This window comes from Stakelama portus (assembly GCF_003171655.1).
Classification (GTDB): Bacteria; Pseudomonadota; Alphaproteobacteria; order Sphingomonadales; family Sphingomonadaceae; genus Sphingomonas; species Sphingomonas portus.
This window is the reverse complement of record NZ_QFZL01000007.1, coordinates 89,841-106,916: the sequence shown is the minus strand read 5'-3', so window position 1 is coordinate 106,916 and position 17,076 is coordinate 89,841. Positions and strand designations below refer to the sequence as shown.

The 17,076-nt window shown below is 62.2% G+C and carries 11 protein-coding genes; 6 read left to right on the top strand and 5 right to left on the bottom strand.

Features of this window, described 5'->3' with window-relative positions; all coding sequences use genetic code 11:
• Positions 1–221: 221 nt before the first annotated feature.
• The 3 genes from DKB74_RS16550 to DKB74_RS16540 form a co-directional block, all read right to left on the bottom strand.
• The gene (locus tag DKB74_RS16550) at positions 222–2,168 is read right to left on the bottom strand and encodes an ATP-dependent nuclease (protein ID WP_109809300.1); all 1,947 of its coding nucleotides are present in this window, start codon (positions 2,166–2,168) and stop codon (positions 222–224) included.
• Between the two features lie 167 nt (positions 2,169–2,335).
• A complete protein-coding gene (uvrA, locus tag DKB74_RS16545; protein WP_109809299.1) occupies positions 2,336–5,389 on the bottom strand; it encodes an excinuclease ABC subunit UvrA in 3,054 nt (1,017 codons plus the stop codon).
• Positions 5,390–5,482: 93 nt separating this feature from the next.
• On the bottom strand, positions 5,483–5,776 hold the full coding sequence (locus tag DKB74_RS16540; RefSeq protein ID WP_109809298.1) for a UvrB/UvrC motif-containing protein: 294 nt from the start codon (positions 5,774–5,776) through the stop codon (positions 5,483–5,485).
• A gap of 90 nt (positions 5,777–5,866) precedes the next feature.
• Here DKB74_RS16540 and DKB74_RS16535 point away from each other — a divergent pair, with 90 nt between their 5' ends.
• The 6 genes from DKB74_RS16535 (at position 5,867) to DKB74_RS16510 (ending at position 13,806) form a co-directional block, all read left to right on the top strand.
• Positions 5,867–9,076 carry a type ISP restriction/modification enzyme gene (locus tag DKB74_RS16535; RefSeq protein ID WP_205007894.1) on the top strand — a complete coding sequence of 1,070 codons (3,210 nt, stop codon included), beginning with the start codon at positions 5,867–5,869 and terminating at the stop codon, positions 9,074–9,076.
• Positions 9,073–9,975 carry a restriction endonuclease gene (locus DKB74_RS16530; RefSeq protein ID WP_109809296.1) on the top strand — a complete coding sequence of 301 codons (903 nt, stop codon included), beginning with the start codon at positions 9,073–9,075 and terminating at the stop codon, positions 9,973–9,975. The genes DKB74_RS16535 and DKB74_RS16530 overlap by 4 nt, the downstream gene beginning before the upstream one ends.
• Before the next feature lie 69 nt (positions 9,976–10,044).
• The gene (locus DKB74_RS16525) at positions 10,045–10,569 is read left to right on the top strand and encodes a DUF1993 domain-containing protein (RefSeq protein ID WP_239987570.1); all 525 of its coding nucleotides are present in this window, start codon (positions 10,045–10,047) and stop codon (positions 10,567–10,569) included.
• 160 nt (positions 10,570–10,729) lie between these two features.
• Positions 10,730–11,260: a sigma-70 family RNA polymerase sigma factor gene (locus DKB74_RS16520; protein WP_109809373.1), complete on the top strand. Its 531-nt coding sequence runs from the start codon at positions 10,730–10,732 to the stop codon at positions 11,258–11,260.
• The gene (locus DKB74_RS16515) at positions 11,257–11,901 is read left to right on the top strand and encodes an NrsF family protein (RefSeq protein WP_109809295.1); all 645 of its coding nucleotides are present in this window, start codon (positions 11,257–11,259) and stop codon (positions 11,899–11,901) included. Before DKB74_RS16520 ends, DKB74_RS16515 begins: the two co-directional genes overlap by 4 nt.
• 117 nt (positions 11,902–12,018) lie before the next feature.
• Complete coding sequence (locus DKB74_RS16510; protein ID WP_109809294.1) at positions 12,019–13,806, top strand: hypothetical protein; 1,788 nt, start codon at positions 12,019–12,021, stop codon at positions 13,804–13,806.
• Positions 13,807–13,906: 100 nt separating this feature from the next.
• Here DKB74_RS16510 and DKB74_RS16505 read toward each other — a convergent pair whose 3' ends face one another.
• On the bottom strand, positions 13,907–15,226 hold the full coding sequence (locus DKB74_RS16505) for a surface lipoprotein assembly modifier (protein ID WP_109809293.1): 1,320 nt from the start codon (positions 15,224–15,226) through the stop codon (positions 13,907–13,909).
• A gap of 5 nt (positions 15,227–15,231) precedes the next feature.
• Positions 15,232–17,037, bottom strand: a complete 1,806-nt coding sequence (locus DKB74_RS16500) for a transferrin-binding protein-like solute binding protein (protein ID WP_145961033.1) — start codon at positions 17,035–17,037, stop codon at positions 15,232–15,234.
• Between the last annotated feature and the right edge of the window lie 39 nt (positions 17,038–17,076).

The following is a 17,076-nucleotide window of genomic DNA, read 5'->3' as shown; positions in this document are numbered from 1 at the left end:
CCTTCAGTGACTACCAGGTTCGATATGATATCGACGTGAAAATCTCTCCAGTCCTCGCCGCTCCCGCCGGAAAGTTGCCAGCCGCAGAGGGTGCCAATTCCACGGGCATTGTACCCAAGGGCGTGCGGCTCCACTCTACGCAAATTACCTTTGTACGTGAACTCAATGATATTGAGCCCTCGAATTGCTAGAATAATTTCGGACTTAAAATTCATTGTAATTCAAGTGAGTTCTAGGATCCTGTCCAACATGTTCGATAGAGTACCACATGTTCCTCCGAGAGCAAGGCATCCGCTTACGACGGAAGCAAAACCAACCGGATTTTTGACCACATCTTTCGCCTTCATACCATATTTAAACGCCGCAATTTCAACCTGATTCTGATAGTGCTCTCCCAATTCCTCCTTGAGAACGATATTCAAATTGGTGTCGAATGAAGCAAAATTACTGGCGACGAGCATTCTGACAGAAACGGGATCAGTTTCTCCACAGAGTCGTTGAATGGCAAGATTCTGATGAGGCTTCTGTTCTCCCTCATTTTTGTCGCCGTCGCTGTCAAAGATCACGTATGTCGGAATTTTGAGTAGACGAAATATCGCGAGCGGCCGATCCAAGTTTCCCTTCCCTCCGACTGGAATGATCGCGATACCGGCCGCAGGTAAATCGATTTGCTTTGCCCCTGCTACAGCCAATAGGGCGGCGCGATCACCGACGCCTTCTACGAGTACGGCTACGTTACAGAAGAAGCCTTCGTTAACGGATTCGTCGACGACGTGTAGGCGGGCCTTTAGTCCTTCGACATCGTGGCCCGGATTTTCATTGAGATAGGCGGCGTCTAGGGCGGTTAGTACGGCCTGATACGAAACCCGCCGAACCACGCACTGCGGGGATTGGCCTTCCTCGACGACCTCGCGTCGCGCTAGGCAAACGTCATCGAAACGTTCTGTCGAGACAAAGTGTGGCGAGTGCGAGCAGAGAATAACCTGGGTCTGTGACATTACTCCTGGAATGTGCCCGGCGCTAATTCGTTCGAGAACTTTTGCGATGTGACGCTGCTTAATAGGGTGCTGATAAAGCTCAGGTTCTTCGATTGCTAGAATGACTGAATGGGATTCTATCGCTTCGGCTTCTTGTTCGTCATTTTCGACGTCCTCTGCGACAGAGAGAGACAAAGCCTTGGCAAGGTGTTGCAATAGAGTGAATATGAATGCTCGTTGCAGGCCATGTCCTTTGTTTTCCACCGGTCCAACATAACCTTGCTCCATGAGCTTAACGTCTGCAAACGGGAGCGCGACTTGTAGATCTTCCGGCGTTCGCCAATTAAGATCTATGTTGGTTTCTCCATAGAATACATTTAAAGTCTCAGACAGTTCGCTAGCTAATTCCGCCAATTCACCTAGATTCTGCGGATCAAGAAGTTCTTTGTATTTCTTGGATGCCTCCGCCTGCCACGCGACAATATCCTCTCTTTTTTGAACGACAGATTTGACAATTAACTCAATGAGTTGATTGATAACGGACCCGCGGCTGTCCGTTGAATCAGAGGTTGCATCTCGGACTGCGGGAACAAATACGAATGAAATAAACTTAGCTAACGAGCCGCGTGCTACGTTTGAGAAGCCAAAAAATTGACCATCATCTTTGGCTAGAACGCAATTCTCTGGATGTGCTGCTTCCCATGCTTCCATGTTCTCCGCCAACTGCGTGGCATTTGAAGCTGCCAGCAGGTCCTCGAACCCTTCAGTTCCGGCTAAAGCATTATGGGCGGCGCGCCGTTGCGTAGCGCCCTCGATGAGCCTGATTGCCTGCAGCGCTGGGGACCGAAGCGATACGCCGAAATATTTACCATTATCACGCGCGGCAGCGCCTGCGTAAAAGATGCGTGACACCGACATTTGATTTTCGTGAATTTTTGAAGAGAAAACCTCGGCCTCTTCGCAGGTGAAATCGCTGAAGGTGAGCGTGATTTCTATTGGGTCGCTGACATTTCTCTCGTGAAAATCCTCGATCGAAATATTCGCAGATTTCGAAAAAAACTTGTCAATCGCCTTGAGAATGCAAGATTTCCCAACCCCATTCGCACCTATGAGGGTGGTATGCTGTCGGATGTCAACGCTAAGGTCACAAATGGCGCGAAAGTTTTTGATGTCCGCTCTTATTAGACGCATGCCCCTCTCCTGAACGGAGGCTGCCCCTTTTTTTTATTAACTTCAACCACGCAAAATTTGGTTCAATTTCTCTTTCCGCGCTTTGAGGCTCCGTCATTCAAGTAACGACTCAAGATACTTTCCGGTATAGGAGCGCTTCTCCTTCACCACCGCCTCCGGCCCTTCGCCTACGCTGACGCGTCGGCTTCGCTCAGGACGGGCTCGTCCCGGGTCACGCCTCGCAACAGCGGGGCGAGGTAGTGGCCGGTGTAGCTCTTTGGCTCGGCGGCGACCTTTTCCGGGGCGCCCTCCGCTACGATCTCGCCACCCTTGACGCCGCCCTCTGGCCCGAGGTCGAGAATCCAGTCGGCCGTTTTGATCACGTCCAGATTATGCTCGATGACGACGACCGTATTCCCCTGTTCGACCAGCGCGTGGAGCACTTCGAGCAGTTTGCGGACGTCCTCGAAATGCAGGCCGGTGGTGGGTTCGTCGAGTATGTAGAGCGTGTTGCCGGTGGCGCGGCGGCTTAGTTCCTTGGCGAGTTTGACGCGCTGGGCCTCGCCGCCGGACAGGGTGGTCGCCTGTTGCCCGACCTTGACGTACCCCAGGCCGACTTCGGCGAGCATCGCCATCTTGTCGCGGATCGGGGGGACGGCCTTGAAGAATTCGACGGCGTCCTCGACCGTCATGTCGAGCACATCGGCGATGCTGCGCCCCTTGAACTTCACCTCCAGCGTTTCGCGATTGTAGCGCGCGCCGTGGCACACATCGCATTCGACATAGACGTCGGGCAGGAAGTGCATTTCGATCTTGAGCACGCCATCGCCCTGGCACGCTTCGCACCGGCCGCCCTTGACGTTGAAGCTGAAGCGGCCGGGCTTGTAGCCGCGCGCCTGAGCCTCGGGCAGGCCGGCGAACCAGTCGCGGATATTGGTGAAGGCGCCGGTATAGGTCGCCGGGTTGCTGCGCGGGGTGCGGCCGATCGGCGACTGATCAATGTCGATCACCTTGTCGAGATGTTCGAGCCCGGTGATCTTGTCATGCTTGCCCGCCAGCACGCGCGCGCCGTTGAGTTGCCGCGCGGCGGCGGCATAGAGCGTGTCGATGGTGAAGCTCGATTTGCCCGAGCCGGACACGCCGGTGATGCAGGTGAAGGTGCCAAGCGGGATCGACGCAGTGACGCCGGTGAGGTTGTTGGCGGTGGCGTTATGCACCGTCAGCTTCTTGCCGGTGCCCTTGCGCCGCTTTTCGGGCACGGGGATCGCGCGGGTGCCGTTGAGGTAATCGGCGGTCACCGATCCTTCGGTCGCGAGGATTTCGGGAAGCGTGCCGCGCGCGACGACTTGGCCGCCATGCACGCCCGCGCCGGGGCCCATGTCGAGGATATAGTCGGCGCTGCGGATCGCATCCTCGTCATGTTCGACGACGATGACGGTATTGCCCAGATCGCGCAGGCGGCGGAGCGTGGCGAGCAGCATGTCGTTGTCGCGCTGGTGCAGGCCGATACTGGGTTCGTCGAGGACATAGAGCACGCCGGACAGGCCCGAGCCGATCTGGGACGCGAGGCGGATGCGCTGGCTTTCGCCGCCCGACAGGGTGCCGCTGGTGCGATCGAGATTGAGGTAATCGAGCCCGACATTGTTGAGAAAGCCCAGCCGCTCGTCGATCTCTTTCAGGATCGCGCGGGCAATCTCCCGCTGCTGACCGGTGAGCGTGGCGGGGAGTTTTTCGAACCATGCCAGCGCGTCGACCACCGACAGGCGGGTGGCATAGCTGATGTCCTTGCCGGCGATCTTCACCGCCAGCGCTTCGGGCTTCAATCGCGCGCCGCCGCAGGTTTCGCACGGATGCGACGCCTGATATTTGGACAGCTCCTCGCGCATCCAGGCGCTTTCGGTCTGGATCAGGCGGCGGTTGAGGTTGCCGATGACGCCCTCGAACGGCTTTTTGACGTCATAGCTCTTTCGGCCGTCGACAAAGGTGAGCGTGACGGGAATGCCGCCGGTGCCGTGCAGGATGACGTGGCGGATATCCTCCGACAGGTCCTTCCACGGCGTATCGAGCTTGAAACCATATTCGCGGGCGAGGCTGCCCAGCACCTGCATATAATAGGGGCTGGGGGGATTGGATTTCGCCCAGGGGACGATCGCGCCTTTTTTCAGCGTGAGCTCGTCATTGGGGACGACCAGATCCTCGTCGAATTCCAGCCGTTCGCCCAGGCCGTCGCACGCCGGACAGGCGCCCTGCGGCGCGTTGAAGCTGAACAGCCGCGGTTCGATTTCGGGGATGGTGAAGCCGCTGACCGGGCAGGCGAAGCGTTCGGAGAAGACGATGCGATTGTCGGGGATGCCGGCGCCCTTCATGCCCTTGGCCCTCTCCCCGTGGGGGAGAGGGTTGGGAGAGGGGCTGCCCTCGGCGCGGAAGGCCTGCGGCGCTTCGCGGACGGCCGCGCTTGTGGCGATCCCCTCACCCCGGCCCTCTCCCCCAGGGGGAGAGGGAGAGAGCTCCGCCACGGTGCCGTCGACCAGATCCACATAGGCGAGGCCGTCGGCGAGCTTCAGCGCGGTTTCGAAACTGTCGGCCAGCCGCGTCGCGATATCCTCACGCACTACCAGCCGGTCGACCACCACTTCGATGTCGTGCTTGTATTTCTTGTCGAGCGCGGGGGCTTCCTCGATCAGATAGGTTTCGCCGTCGATGCGGACGCGCTGGAACCCCGCCTTCTGCCATTCGGCGAGTTCCTTGCGATATTCGCCCTTGCGCCCGCGCACGACGGGGGCGAGCAGCAGCAGCCGCGTCCCCTCTGGCAGCGCGAGCACGCGATCGACCATCTGCGACACGGTCTGCGCCGAAATCGGCAGGCCGGTGGCGGGCGAATAGGGGATGCCGACCCGCGCCCAGAGCAGGCGCATATAATCGTAGATCTCCGTCACCGTCGCGACGGTGGAGCGCGGGTTGCGGCTCGTCGTCTTCTGTTCGATCGAAATGGCGGGGGAGAGGCCGTCGATGCTCTCCACATCGGGCTTCTGCATCATCTCAAGGAACTGGCGCGCATAGGCGGAAAGCGACTCGACGTAACGCCGCTGCCCCTCGGCATAGATGGTATCGAAGGCGAGGCTCGATTTGCCCGACCCCGACAGCCCGGTGATCACCGTCAGCGTGTCGCGCGGAATATCGACATCGACGCCCTTGAGATTGTGCTCACGCGCGTTGCGGACGGAAATATGGGTAAGGCTCATGCGAGGAGTTCTACTTCTGTTCCTGGGGAAGGTACAGGGGGGAGATAGGGGCGCGGGTGCGATGATGCGAGGGGGAGCGTGGGCGATGCGCGATCAATCGCCGCTGCGCCTGTCGCCGCGACGATTTCGCCCGGCGGTCATCGGATCGGGCTTTGACGGGGGCTTCCATCCCGGCGGTCGGGAAGGGCGGGCGCGGCTGGTGCCAAGCCCCATCGCGCCGGGCTGCTGCCGCGTCAGACCCGAGGTGTCGGCGGCGGCAGCGGCCCGCGCATCGGCCCCGCCGCGCAGCAACGCGATGCGATCGCGCAGTCGCCGCGCCTCCTCAAAATCCATCGCCTCGGCGGCGGTCTGCATCCGGGCGGTGAGCGTGGCAATCGTGTCGTCCATGCCCGGCTCAACGGGCGAACCGGACGGAAGTGCCGCAGCCGTTGCGGCGGGCGCGGGTTCGGGGCAGGGTGGGGCTGTGGAGGGGCACTGGTGACGATATCGGAATATCTGGACGCGGTTCGGGCCAAATATGAAAGTGGCCAGGCGACCGAGCATAGTTATCGCCCTGCGTTGCAGGCACTGTTCGAAAATATCGATCCCGATATCACCGTTATCAACGAGCCGAAGAAATCGGAAGCGGGTATGCCTGACTTCCTGTTCGAGCGTAACGGCGTGCCGTTCGGCTGGGCCGAGGCCAAGGACATCGACAAGGATGTCATCAAGCTGAAAGGCTATTCGGTCGAACAGCGCAAGCGGTACGAAAAGGCGTACCCCAACCTCCTCTACACCAACGGCGTCGATTTCGAATTTATCCGTGAAGGCGAATCCGTCCACTTCGTCTCGATCGCCGATTTCGTGATGGGGCTGCAGCCGAAGCCCGACAAATTCGAGGAACTGGAGCGCCAGCTCCGCCTGTTCGCCGAGCAAAAGCCGATCGCGATCCGATCAGCGGCAAAGCTGGCGGAGATGATGGCGGCCAAGGCGGCGATCATCAAGGACGAGATCGCCATCGCGCTCGCCGATGAGGCGGAGGCGCGCAAGGGGCTGGAGGGGCAGTTCAAGAGCTTCAAGGCGAACCTGCTGCCCAATCTGACGCCGGACGAATTCGCCGATATCTATGCCGAGACGATCACCTACGGCATGTTCGCCGCGCGGTTCCACGATGATGATCTGAACACCTTCAGCCGACAGGAGGCGATGGACGATCTACCCGCGTCCAATCCGTTTCTGAAAGGACTGTTCGAATATATCGCCGGGCCCGCGCTGCCCAAGCGCCTGACCTATATCGTCGACGATCTGGTCGCGGTGATGCGCGCTAGCGATCCGCACTCTTTGTTCGAGAAATATGGCCAGTTCACGGCGCGCAACGACCCCTTTATCCACTTCTACGAAGACTTTCTTGCCGCCTATAACCCGAAGAAGCGCAAGAGCCGGGGCGTGTGGTACACGCCCGAACCGGTGGTCGATTTCATCGTCCGCGCCGTGGACGATGTGCTCAAGGCCGAGTTCGGCCTTGCCGACGGGCTGGCCGATACCAGCAAGGTGACGGTCGACTGGGACACCGGCACCAACAACCCCAAGACCGGCAAGCCGGTGACGATCAAGAAGGAGGTGCACAAGGTCCAGATCCTCGATCCGGCGACCGGCACCGGCACCTTCCTGGCCAAGGCGGTGCAGCTGATTTCGGACCGCGTGAAGGCGCGCGCGCCGGGCAAATGGTCGGGCTATGTCGAGCAGGATTTGCTGCCGCGCCTGCACGGCTTCGAGCTACTGATGGCCAGCTATGCCATGTGCCACATGAAGCTCGACATGCAGCTGGAGCAGACCGGCTACAAGCCGAGCGCCAACCCGCCGCGCCTGTCGGTATGGCTGACCAATGCGCTGGAGCCCGCCGAGCGCGAGGTGCGGGATCTGTTCTTTGCGCCGCTGGCGGACGAGGCGCGCGGGGCTAGCGAGGTGAAGCGCCAGACGCCGATCATGTGCGTGATCGGGAACCCGCCTTATTCCGGAATTTCCCAGAATAATGGCGAGTGGATCACCGGGCTGATTGAAGATTACAAATACATCGACGGCGTTCATTTTGGAGAAAAGAAGCATTGGCTTCAGGACGACTATGTAAAATTTATTCGCTTTGCCGAGCACATGGTCCAGAGGACGGGCGAAGGAGTTGTTGGACTTATTACGAACCACGGATACTTGGACAATCCAACCTTCCGTGCAATGCGCTGGCATCTGCTACAGACTTTCGACCGCGTATACGTCGTAGACCTTCATGGGAATGCTAACAAAGGCGAAATCAGTCCTGACGGGTCGCTGGATAAGAACGTATTCGATATCATGCAAGGCGTTGCCGTGATGGTAGCTGTCAAGCGGCGCAAGCGTGATAAGCAAGTAAAATCTTCTACATTGCTTTGCCACGGTGAGTTGTGGGGGGGCAGAGATGCAAAAAACAAAGCTCTTTGGGGCGGGTCTATGACGGCGTTCGCAGTTAACTCGATTCCTATAAAGGCGCCGAATTATGCTTTCGTTCCGAGGGGCTACCACCTTGAGGAAGACTACTCAAAGGGATTTCAAATTTCAGAGTTTATGCCGGTCAATTCCGTGGGAATGGTGACGGCACGCGATAAGCTAGCAATCGATATGGATAAGGGAGCTCTCTGGGATCGCGTTGAAGATTTTGCCCAATCTGACGTGGAAACATTACGACGCCGATACGACCTAGGGAAGGATGTACAGAATTGGTCTGTAGCGTGGGCGAAGGCAGATGTGATCGCTCACTTCGCACGATCGAACTTGGTGCAGGTATCGTACAGACCGCTGGACAGCCGATGGACTTTCTACACCGGGAAATCGAAGGGTTTTATATGTAGGCCCATCCACGCGGTAACGAGAAATTTCCTAGCTAGAAAGAACCTTGGAATGTGCAGCACACGCACAATTGAGGGCGGGCGGGCGTTCGCTGATTGCTTCGTTAGCGACCTCGCGATTACGCTTCACGCCCTAAGTATAAAGGAGGTGAACTACATAGCGCCTCTTTACCTTTATCCTGATGAAGGCACGCTGGATCAATCAGTTCATATCAACTTCCACCCCAAACTCTACGCCGCCATCTGCACCGCCGCCGGCATCGACCCTGCCGATCAGGCCGGCCCGGACGACGACTTCCGCGCCGCCACCGGCGATGCGCGGCCGAGCGAGATCAAGGTCTTCGACTATATTTATGGCGTGCTCCACGCGCCCAACTATCGCGAGACCTATGCCGAGTTTCTGAAGATCGATTTCCCGCGCATCCCCTATCCCGCCTCGCCCGAGGCGTTCGCCCATGTCAGCGAAAAGGGGGAGGCGCTGCGCCGGCTGCACCTGATGGAGCCCGCCGCGATCGGCGACACGCCCTATCCATTTGAAGGCGAGGGCGACGATATCGTGGCGGCCGGCTATCCGAAGTTCGAGGACGGCAAGGTGTGGATCAATCCCGACCAGTATTTCGCGAGCGTGCCCGCCATCGCCTGGGGCTTCCCGATCGGCGGCTATCAGCCCGCGCAGAAATGGCTGAAGGACCGGCGCGGACGGGTGCTGAGCTGGGACGATATCGGCCATTATCAGAAGATCGTGAAAATCCTGATCGAGACCGATCGGATCATGGGCGAGATCGACCTGCCGATCGAGGCTGTTGACGGGAAAGAGGAAGAGATCGAATGAACGCGCTCGATATCCGCAAGGATGATTTCTATCTGCCGACGCTGGAAGTGCTGCGCGATCTGGGCGGCTCGGCGTCGATCGAGGAGATCGAGGAGAAGCTGATCGAGCGGTTCGGCTTTACGCAGGAACAGCTTGACGTCACCTATGACACTAGCGGCGACAATGTGATCACCGACAAGATGTCGTGGGCGCGCAGCTACCTGAAGTTTCCCGATTTCGTGACCAATGAATCGCGCGGCGTGTGGGTGCTGACCGAAGCGGGACGGGAGGCGATCGAACTGCCGCTCGACGTGGTTCGTGGGCGGATTCGCGTGGCAAAGGCGGAACGCCGCGCGCAACAGCTGGCCGAGCGAAAGGCGCTGGCTCAGGACACCGGTCTGCTGATCGGCGAGGAAACGGCTGACCCGAACGAAGATGAGGCAGAAGAAGCCGCGCTTGACTGGCGCGACGCGCTCCTTGCCACGCTTCGGACGATGGACCCGGCGGCGTTTGAGCGGCTGGCACAGCGATTGTTGCGGGAAAGCGGTTTCGTGCGCGTCGAAGTCACCGGCAAGTCGGGCGATGGCGGGATTGACGGATCGGGCGTGCTGCGGATGAATCTGATCAGCTTTCAGGTGCTGTTCCAGTGCAAACGCTATGCGGGTTCGGTGCCGTCCTCCACCGTGCGCGATTTTCGCGGGGCGATGCAGGGGCGCGCTGACAAGGGGCTGATCATCACCACTGGCACCTTCACCGCCGATGCGCGCAAGGAAGCAACGCGCGACGGGGCGCCTGCGATCGACCTGATCGACGGTGAAGCGCTGTGCGAATTACTGCGCGAACGTGGCCTAGGCGTGCGGGTGCGTCAGGTGGTGCGCGAGGAAGTGGATGTGCTGCCGGAGTTCTTCGCCGAAATCTGACTGCGCGACGCTCTTGCCGGGGGCGGGTCCCCCTCCCATCTGCGCGGGGAACCAGTGAAGGGCATCCCCATGAATCTCTATGACGTGTCGATCCCGCAATTCGAGCGGGCGCTGACCAATATGAAGGCGTTTCTGGAAAAGGGGCGCGCGCATGTCGTGGCGCAGGGGCGGCCGGAAAGCGAACTGATCGAAGCGCGGCTGATCGAGGATATGCGACCGCTGGCCGCGCAGGTGCAGCTGGCCAGCGATTCGGCCAAGTTCGTTGCGGTGCGCGTCGGCGGGCTCGCCAATGCGCCGATGGAGGATAATGAGGCGAGCTTCGCCGAACTGGCGGCGCGGATCGACGCGACGCTGGCGCTGCTCGCCCAGGCGAAGCGCGAGGATTTCGACGGGCGCGATGGCGATATCGTGACGCTGAAGGCGGGCGGGCGCGAAATCGCATTTGCCGCGCGCGATTATGTGCTGGGCTTTGCGATGCCCAATTTCTTTTTCCACATCACCATGGCCTATGCGATTTTGCGTCAGCAGGGCGTGCCGCTGGGCAAGATGGACTATCTGGCCGGAGCGATCCCGGCACCGCGCGAGAACGCCTGAGCCGGCCCGTCGCCGCATGCGGCTTCGCGCGATGCCGGCGATGCTGTAACCTTGCCGCCCGGTATTGCGAACCCGGGGGCATGGACGTGCGGGACATCAATGCGCGATGCGGATTTGCGATCGGATCGGCCCTGGCCGGTCGGGTGCGGCGCGCGCGCCGATGATCGCCGACGGCGAAATGCTCGGCCAGCTGATGGCGGCGGCGCAGCGTGGCGACCGGGCGGCGTATCGCACGCTGCTGGTCGCGGCGCAGCGCTGGCTGGAACGCTATTTCCATCGCCGCGTGCCGCCGGGCCAGCGCGACGATCTGGTCCAGGAAGTGCTGATGGCGGTGCATGCCAAGCGTGCCACCTATGATCCCGCGCGCCCGTTCCTGCCCTGGCTCGCCGCGATCGCGCGCTATCGCTGGGTCGATCATCTGCGCCGCGCCTATCGCAGCGAAGCAGCGGCGCTGGACGACTATGACGCCCCACAGGATAGCGACGAGGAAGCGGTGATGGCGCGCGTCAGCCTGGAGCGGCTGTTCGGGCAGGTGCCGAAGAAACAGGCGCGGGCGATCGAACTGGTCAAGATCGAAGGGCTGACCGTCGCCGAGGCCGCGCAGCGATCGGGACAGAGCGAGTCGGCAGTCAAGGTGAACATCCATCGCGGGCTGAAACGGCTCGCCGCATTGATCGAGAAGGCCGAATGAACCGCGATACCGCCAGCCCGCTGATCGAAGCGATGGTCGCCGATTGCACGCCGGTGCGGCGGATGCGTGCACGCACCGGCATGGCGCTGGTGCTGGCGGCGTTCGTCGTTACGGGGCTCCTCCTGCTCCTGCTCGCCGGGCCGCCCGCACCGATCGCCGTCGGGCGGATGCCGGTGCTTTATCTGCTCACCAACGGGCTGTTGTTCCTGCTGGGGCTGGCCGCGGCGGTCAGCAGCGTCGCGATGGCCAGCCCGCGCGTCGGTGCGCGCCATGAAGGCACGCGCTGGGCAGTGGCGATGGCGGGCGTGCTGCCGATCGCGGCGGGCATATCGCTGTTCGGCAGCTGGCTGGAGGAGGGCACGGCGGCGCTTCCCGAAGGCCTGCATTGCGCAGTGAGCGGCATTGTGGCGTCGTTGCTGGTCGGCATCGTCCTGACGCTGTGGCTGCGGCGCGGTGCGCCGGTGTCGCCGCGCCGCGCGGGATTGCATGCGGGGATTGCGGCAGGCGCGCTGGGGACCGTCGCCGCGGGGCTGTTCTGTCGTGAATTCACGATCGAGCATCTCGGCATCTGGCATGTCGTGCCGGTGGCACTTGCGGGACTGCTGGGATGGCTGGCGATGCCGCGCCTGCTGCGCTGGTAGTTTCAGCGGGGTTACAAATGCCGTTACGCTCTTTTCCGCACGATCTGAGCCGCTAATCCTGCATTCAGCAAGGAACGCGCCCTTTGTGTGATACACAATCGGGGGGAGGATGTTCGGATGACAGCGAAGCGACTGGCGATTTTCACCGGCACGATGACGGCGGCACTGGCGCTGGCCGGGTGCGCCGATGTTACGACGACAAGCTATAGCGCGAGCTATTCCTCTGCGCCGCAGCCATGGCTGATGGATGTCGGTTATGATGGCTATGCATGGATCGACCGTGCCGATGCGCTGGCCGACGCGATTGGCGACGCCCCCCCCGATTTCAGCTTTGATTTCGACGCGAGCAGCCCCTGGGCGTGGCAGACCGATGACGGATATTGGATGGTCGTCGAACCGGTCGATGGCGGGGTGCGCAGCTATTTCTTCGATCCCGACGCAGCGGCGCCGTTCCTGATCCGCGATCTGAATTACACCTTTGCCTATGACGGCGGATCGCCGGTCGCGGTCTATGACGGCTATGGCCGCATGTTGTCGCCGGCCGAGGCGATGTCGCTGCGTTCGCTGGCCTATGGCGATCTCGATCGCGGGCAGCGTATCGCCTATTTGCTGAACGGTGGCGGCGGCTATAGCGGCTGGGCGGAGCCGAGCTATGACAGCTGGGCGCAGTTCAGCGTGTTCCTGGCGACGCTGCGCACCGAATGGGATTCGGGCTGGCAGTATCAGCCTGGCTGGGTGCGGTATCGCGAAACGCGGCCCTCGGGCCATCGCGACCGCTTCGACCGCGAGCGGCGGCGGCGGCATGAGGATTCGGAACGCTGGCGGCGTTGGCGCGAAGGCGGGCGGCAAGGACCGCCGCCGGGTCATGCCGGGCGGCCGGATCGCCCCGATCGTCCGGGTCGCCCGGACCGGCCCGGTCGCCCCGGGCGGGGCGATGGCCCGGGCCATGGCCGTCCCGGCGGCCATGATGGTCCTGGCCGTGGCGACGGCAGCGGAAGCAATAGCGGGCCGGGCAGGCCCGATGGGCCCGGTCGTCCCGACAGACCCGGTCGCGGCGATGGCGCTGGCCGTCCGGATCGGCCCACCCCGCCGCAACAGCATGTGCCGCAGCCGCGACCGACCCCTCCGTCGGTCGATCCGGTCCAGATCGACAATCCCGCGCCGGGCGGCAGCCGGCGTCCGCGCGACGATGGCAGGCCGCCCCGGGACCCGACCGTGCCCCGGCCGGGCATGGAAACGCCGCACCCGGCTCCGCAACCGCAACCAGCGCCCGCTCCCGCGCCGCGCCCCACGCCGCCGACAGGCGATCCTGCGCAGGTTGACCGGCCTTCTCCGGGCGGCAGCCGGCGTCCGCGCGACGATGGCAGGCCGCGCCGGGACCCGACCGTGCCCCGGCCCGGCATGGAAACGCCGCACCCGCAGCCGGCCCCTGTACCGCGTACTGAGCGTCCACGGCCCGCGCCGCAGCCTGTGCAACAGCCCGCGCCACGCCCTGCCCCCGCGCCGCGTCCGGAACGCCCGGCACCGGTCGAGCGACCGACGCCGGTTCAGCGGCCCGCGCCCGTCGAGCGTCCGGCCCCGGTGCAGCGCCCGGTTCCGCCTCGGCCCGAACCCCAGCCTATCCAGCGTCCCGTGCCGGTAGAACGGCCAGCGCCGGTGCAGCGTCCGGTGCCCGTGCAGCGCCCGGCGCCCCAGCCTGCGCCCGCCCCGGCGCCGGTTTCACGGCCAGCGCCGCCGCGACCCGCTCCGGTCCAGCGTCCGGCGCCGCGTCCCGCGCCTGCGCCGCGTCCCGCGCCCACAGTCACCCCAACGCCGGCGCCGTCACCCAGCGCGACGCCGCAGCCGCGTCCGTCCCGACTGCGCGCGGAACGGCCGGGACGCGAGGTGCAGCAAAGCGACGATTGAACGGCGGCGGGCCGATTAAGGCCGGCCGGTCCTGTTCCGGGTGGCGCACCATGCCGCCACCCGGCAAGGCGTGGCGGCTGCTCGGCGCTTGCGCGCCCGCTCAGAACGCGCGGGTAACGCCCAATGTCACGGCAACGCGCCGATAGTCGTAAATGCCGACGGTCGAGAAATTGCGCTCATATTCGACGCGGACGACCGGCGCGAACTGGCGGACGGTAAGGCTCCGCAGCGTCGCGCCGAGCCCGGCGCGCAACAGCCAGTCGCGTCGGCGTTCGGGATAGAGGAACAGCCGGGCATCGGCCTCAAGTCGCCTGGCCAGCGCTGAGGCGAACAATGTCGTGCGTCCGACCTGCCGGTAATAGAGGAGGGACGCCCCGCCTGCGGCGTTGGAATAGCCGGGATCCTGCGCCGTCTGGCGGGTGCCGCTCAGCGTGATCGACGCGCCCGAATTCGATGTCAGCGCGCGTTCCACTCCGATATCGGCGTTCCACAACATGCCGTCCTGCAAGTCGTTGGCGCGATAATCGGTGCGCGCAGCCGTCGCCCCGACCGAAAGCTGCGCCCGCCGCCCGATCGGGTGCCGCCAGTCGATCCGGGCCGACAGCGTCGTTGCATAGGGATCGCCGCCGAACCAGCGATAGGTGCCGCCGCCCGACAGCACAAAGCGCTCGCGCCCCGGTGCCCATTCGACACCGATCAGGCCGGAGGCGGAAATATCGTTGAACTGTGCCTTGCGATAGAATTCGCCCTGACCCGACAGGCGGGGGACGAGCGACAATTTGCTGCCGATCGGAGTGCGCAGATAGGCCTGTCCCGCCACGCGCGCGCCGATGCCGGACGTCTGGCGTGCATCGTCGGACAGCTCGAGCGGGGCGATAATCGTATCGAGCGTCGCCGAATCGGTGGCGCGGTTGATATTGGTGTCGGGCACCAGCGCGACTTCGATACTTGCGCCAAAGGGTTTGCGCGATCGCAGCGCGTTGGCGAACTGGTCGACGGCCTGGGCTACTTCCGGGGGCAGCTCACCCGCCTGCGCCTGGCGCAATTCGCGTCGGGCACCCGCTTCGTCACCCAATTGCACCAGCACCGCAGCCAGCTCGATCCGCACGCGCTGGGCATCGGGCTTTTCGTCGAGCAGCGCACGGAGCAGCACCGCCGCTTCGGAAAGCCGGTGCTGCCGGATCAGCAGCCTTGCGTGGCGAAAGCGCGCTTCGGCGCGCAATTCGGGGTCGGGATCACTGGTGAGCGCCTCATATAATGTCGCCGCCAGTGCATCGTCGCCCCGCTGTTCCGCCTGCTGTGCCAGCGCGAACATTTCGGTCGGCGACAGATGGACATTGTTACGCGAATTCTGCGCGCTGGCAGTGGCCGGGGCCACTACCAGCGTCAGCGCTGCCGCCGCCAGTTTAACGGTCGTCACCCCTGTCAGTTTTGCTTTCCGACGGTGACGCCGGTCAACTCGCCCCACACATCTCCGTCAATGTCGCGGATCTTGAACGTCCCACCGAATTCCTCCGCGGCAGGGCCGAAGAGGAAGCCCGAGAAGGTTCGTTGATCCCCCGACCCATTGAGTTCGCCATTGCTGTTCTGAATGTTGAAGGCGAATGTTCCAAAATCGGTGTTGTTGCCGCCGGTGTCGACGCCCGTGATCGATAACTGCAGACTGTTGATGACCGCAGCGAAATCGATTGTCAGCAGCGATGTGCCAGAGAGGGTGTAAAGCGTGTTGGGTCCGGATTGGTCCGGCCGATAGGTGAGGCCGGTGCCGTATACCACACCCGAATAGGTCGCCGTGCCTACATGGGGGACCTGATCCTGAGGTGTCCGCAGCCCAAAGGGAACGTAGCTTTCCCGATGGGTAATATTGCCGTTCGCTTCCGGAGGCGTGGTGAGATTTATCTCAATGAAACTCGTATAGCTGAGGGCCAGCTCCGGATTGGTGTCATCCGGCTTATAGAGCCGAATATCTGCCACCGAACCATCGGACAAGGTCTGACGATAACTGGTGAACCGAGCGTCAGATTGCGTCGCCAGACGATCGCTATCGTCGAAGCTCAGTTCGATGTAGTTCGGGCTAGGATTATCCCAGCTGCCTGCGCTCTGGTTCTTGACTGCATAGCTATTGGTTGCCGCTGTGAAGTCGATCTGGGCTGTGCTCCCCTCGAAACTCTGAAAATGCCTGTCGGCGCCTGAGGCCACGATATTACCGGCGGCATCAAGCTCATAGCTTACGGCGCTGCCGGGGACGATGAACTGCGTGTCGCTGTCCAGTTCGGCCAGCCTGTTCAGCGTGACTGCATCCGGATCGAGCCGACCCAGCAAGGTGCCAGAAATCACCGAGCCGTCGCTATTGTTTCGACCCCAAAAAGCGGCTCCGACTTCTTCGCTGCCTGGGCCATAAAATCGGCCTTTGAAACCGCCGTCCAGCCGCCCAAATCCCAGCACTGTCATCGTGCCGCCGAATAGATTCGCATTTGACGAAACTGTTCCCGAACCATTCCAATAGCCGCTTGAGAAAATGCTGCCTGTCGAAGGGCGCGTAAAGATCATGTTGCCGTTGGTATCGATATGGCCACTGGCAAAGTCGACGATCAGCGACCCTGTCCCGCTCGCTGCGATCGCTTCATTTTCGCCTGGAGTTGCGACAATGCCCAGCAGGGTAACGTCAAAGCCCGCGCTCCCGGAGCGCGGGAGGGCCGCGTCCGGGGTTTCGACACCATAGGTGAAGGCGTCAATGCTCCCTGTGACGCTGTTCGAGCCCTGAACAGCGCGCTCCCAAAACCCACCACCGACATAGGTGTAGCGTGTGTCGCTATTGCCTGGACGCGTAATGGAGAGGGTGTCGGTCGTGTTGCCGCTCGTCCGCTGATAAATGCTCAGCTGGCCTGTTATTGCGGTGCGGTCCTGCGATCGAAAGGTTTGGCTACGGGAACCCTGGCTGACCGTGTAGCTCCCCGAACTTGCGTCATAACGGAAGGTCAGGGTTTCGGATTCGGCAGCGGTTTCCAACACTGTCACGCCGTTAAATCTGGCACTGGCGTGCGAGGCGTCGTTCGTGAAGTTTTCGGAGACCAAAGCTCCGGTCAGGGACGTGTTTGTAGGCGATGGGCCGGGTGCAGGTGGATTTGGCGTGCTGCCTGTGCCGCCGCCTCCTCCGCCGCCGCTTCCACCGCTGCAGGCCGCAAGCATGACGATTGCCGACAGCAAGGCCGAACGCACCAATATCCGCATTTTTGTGATTCCCCCCAGAGTCGGTCCTTGTGTTCTCCG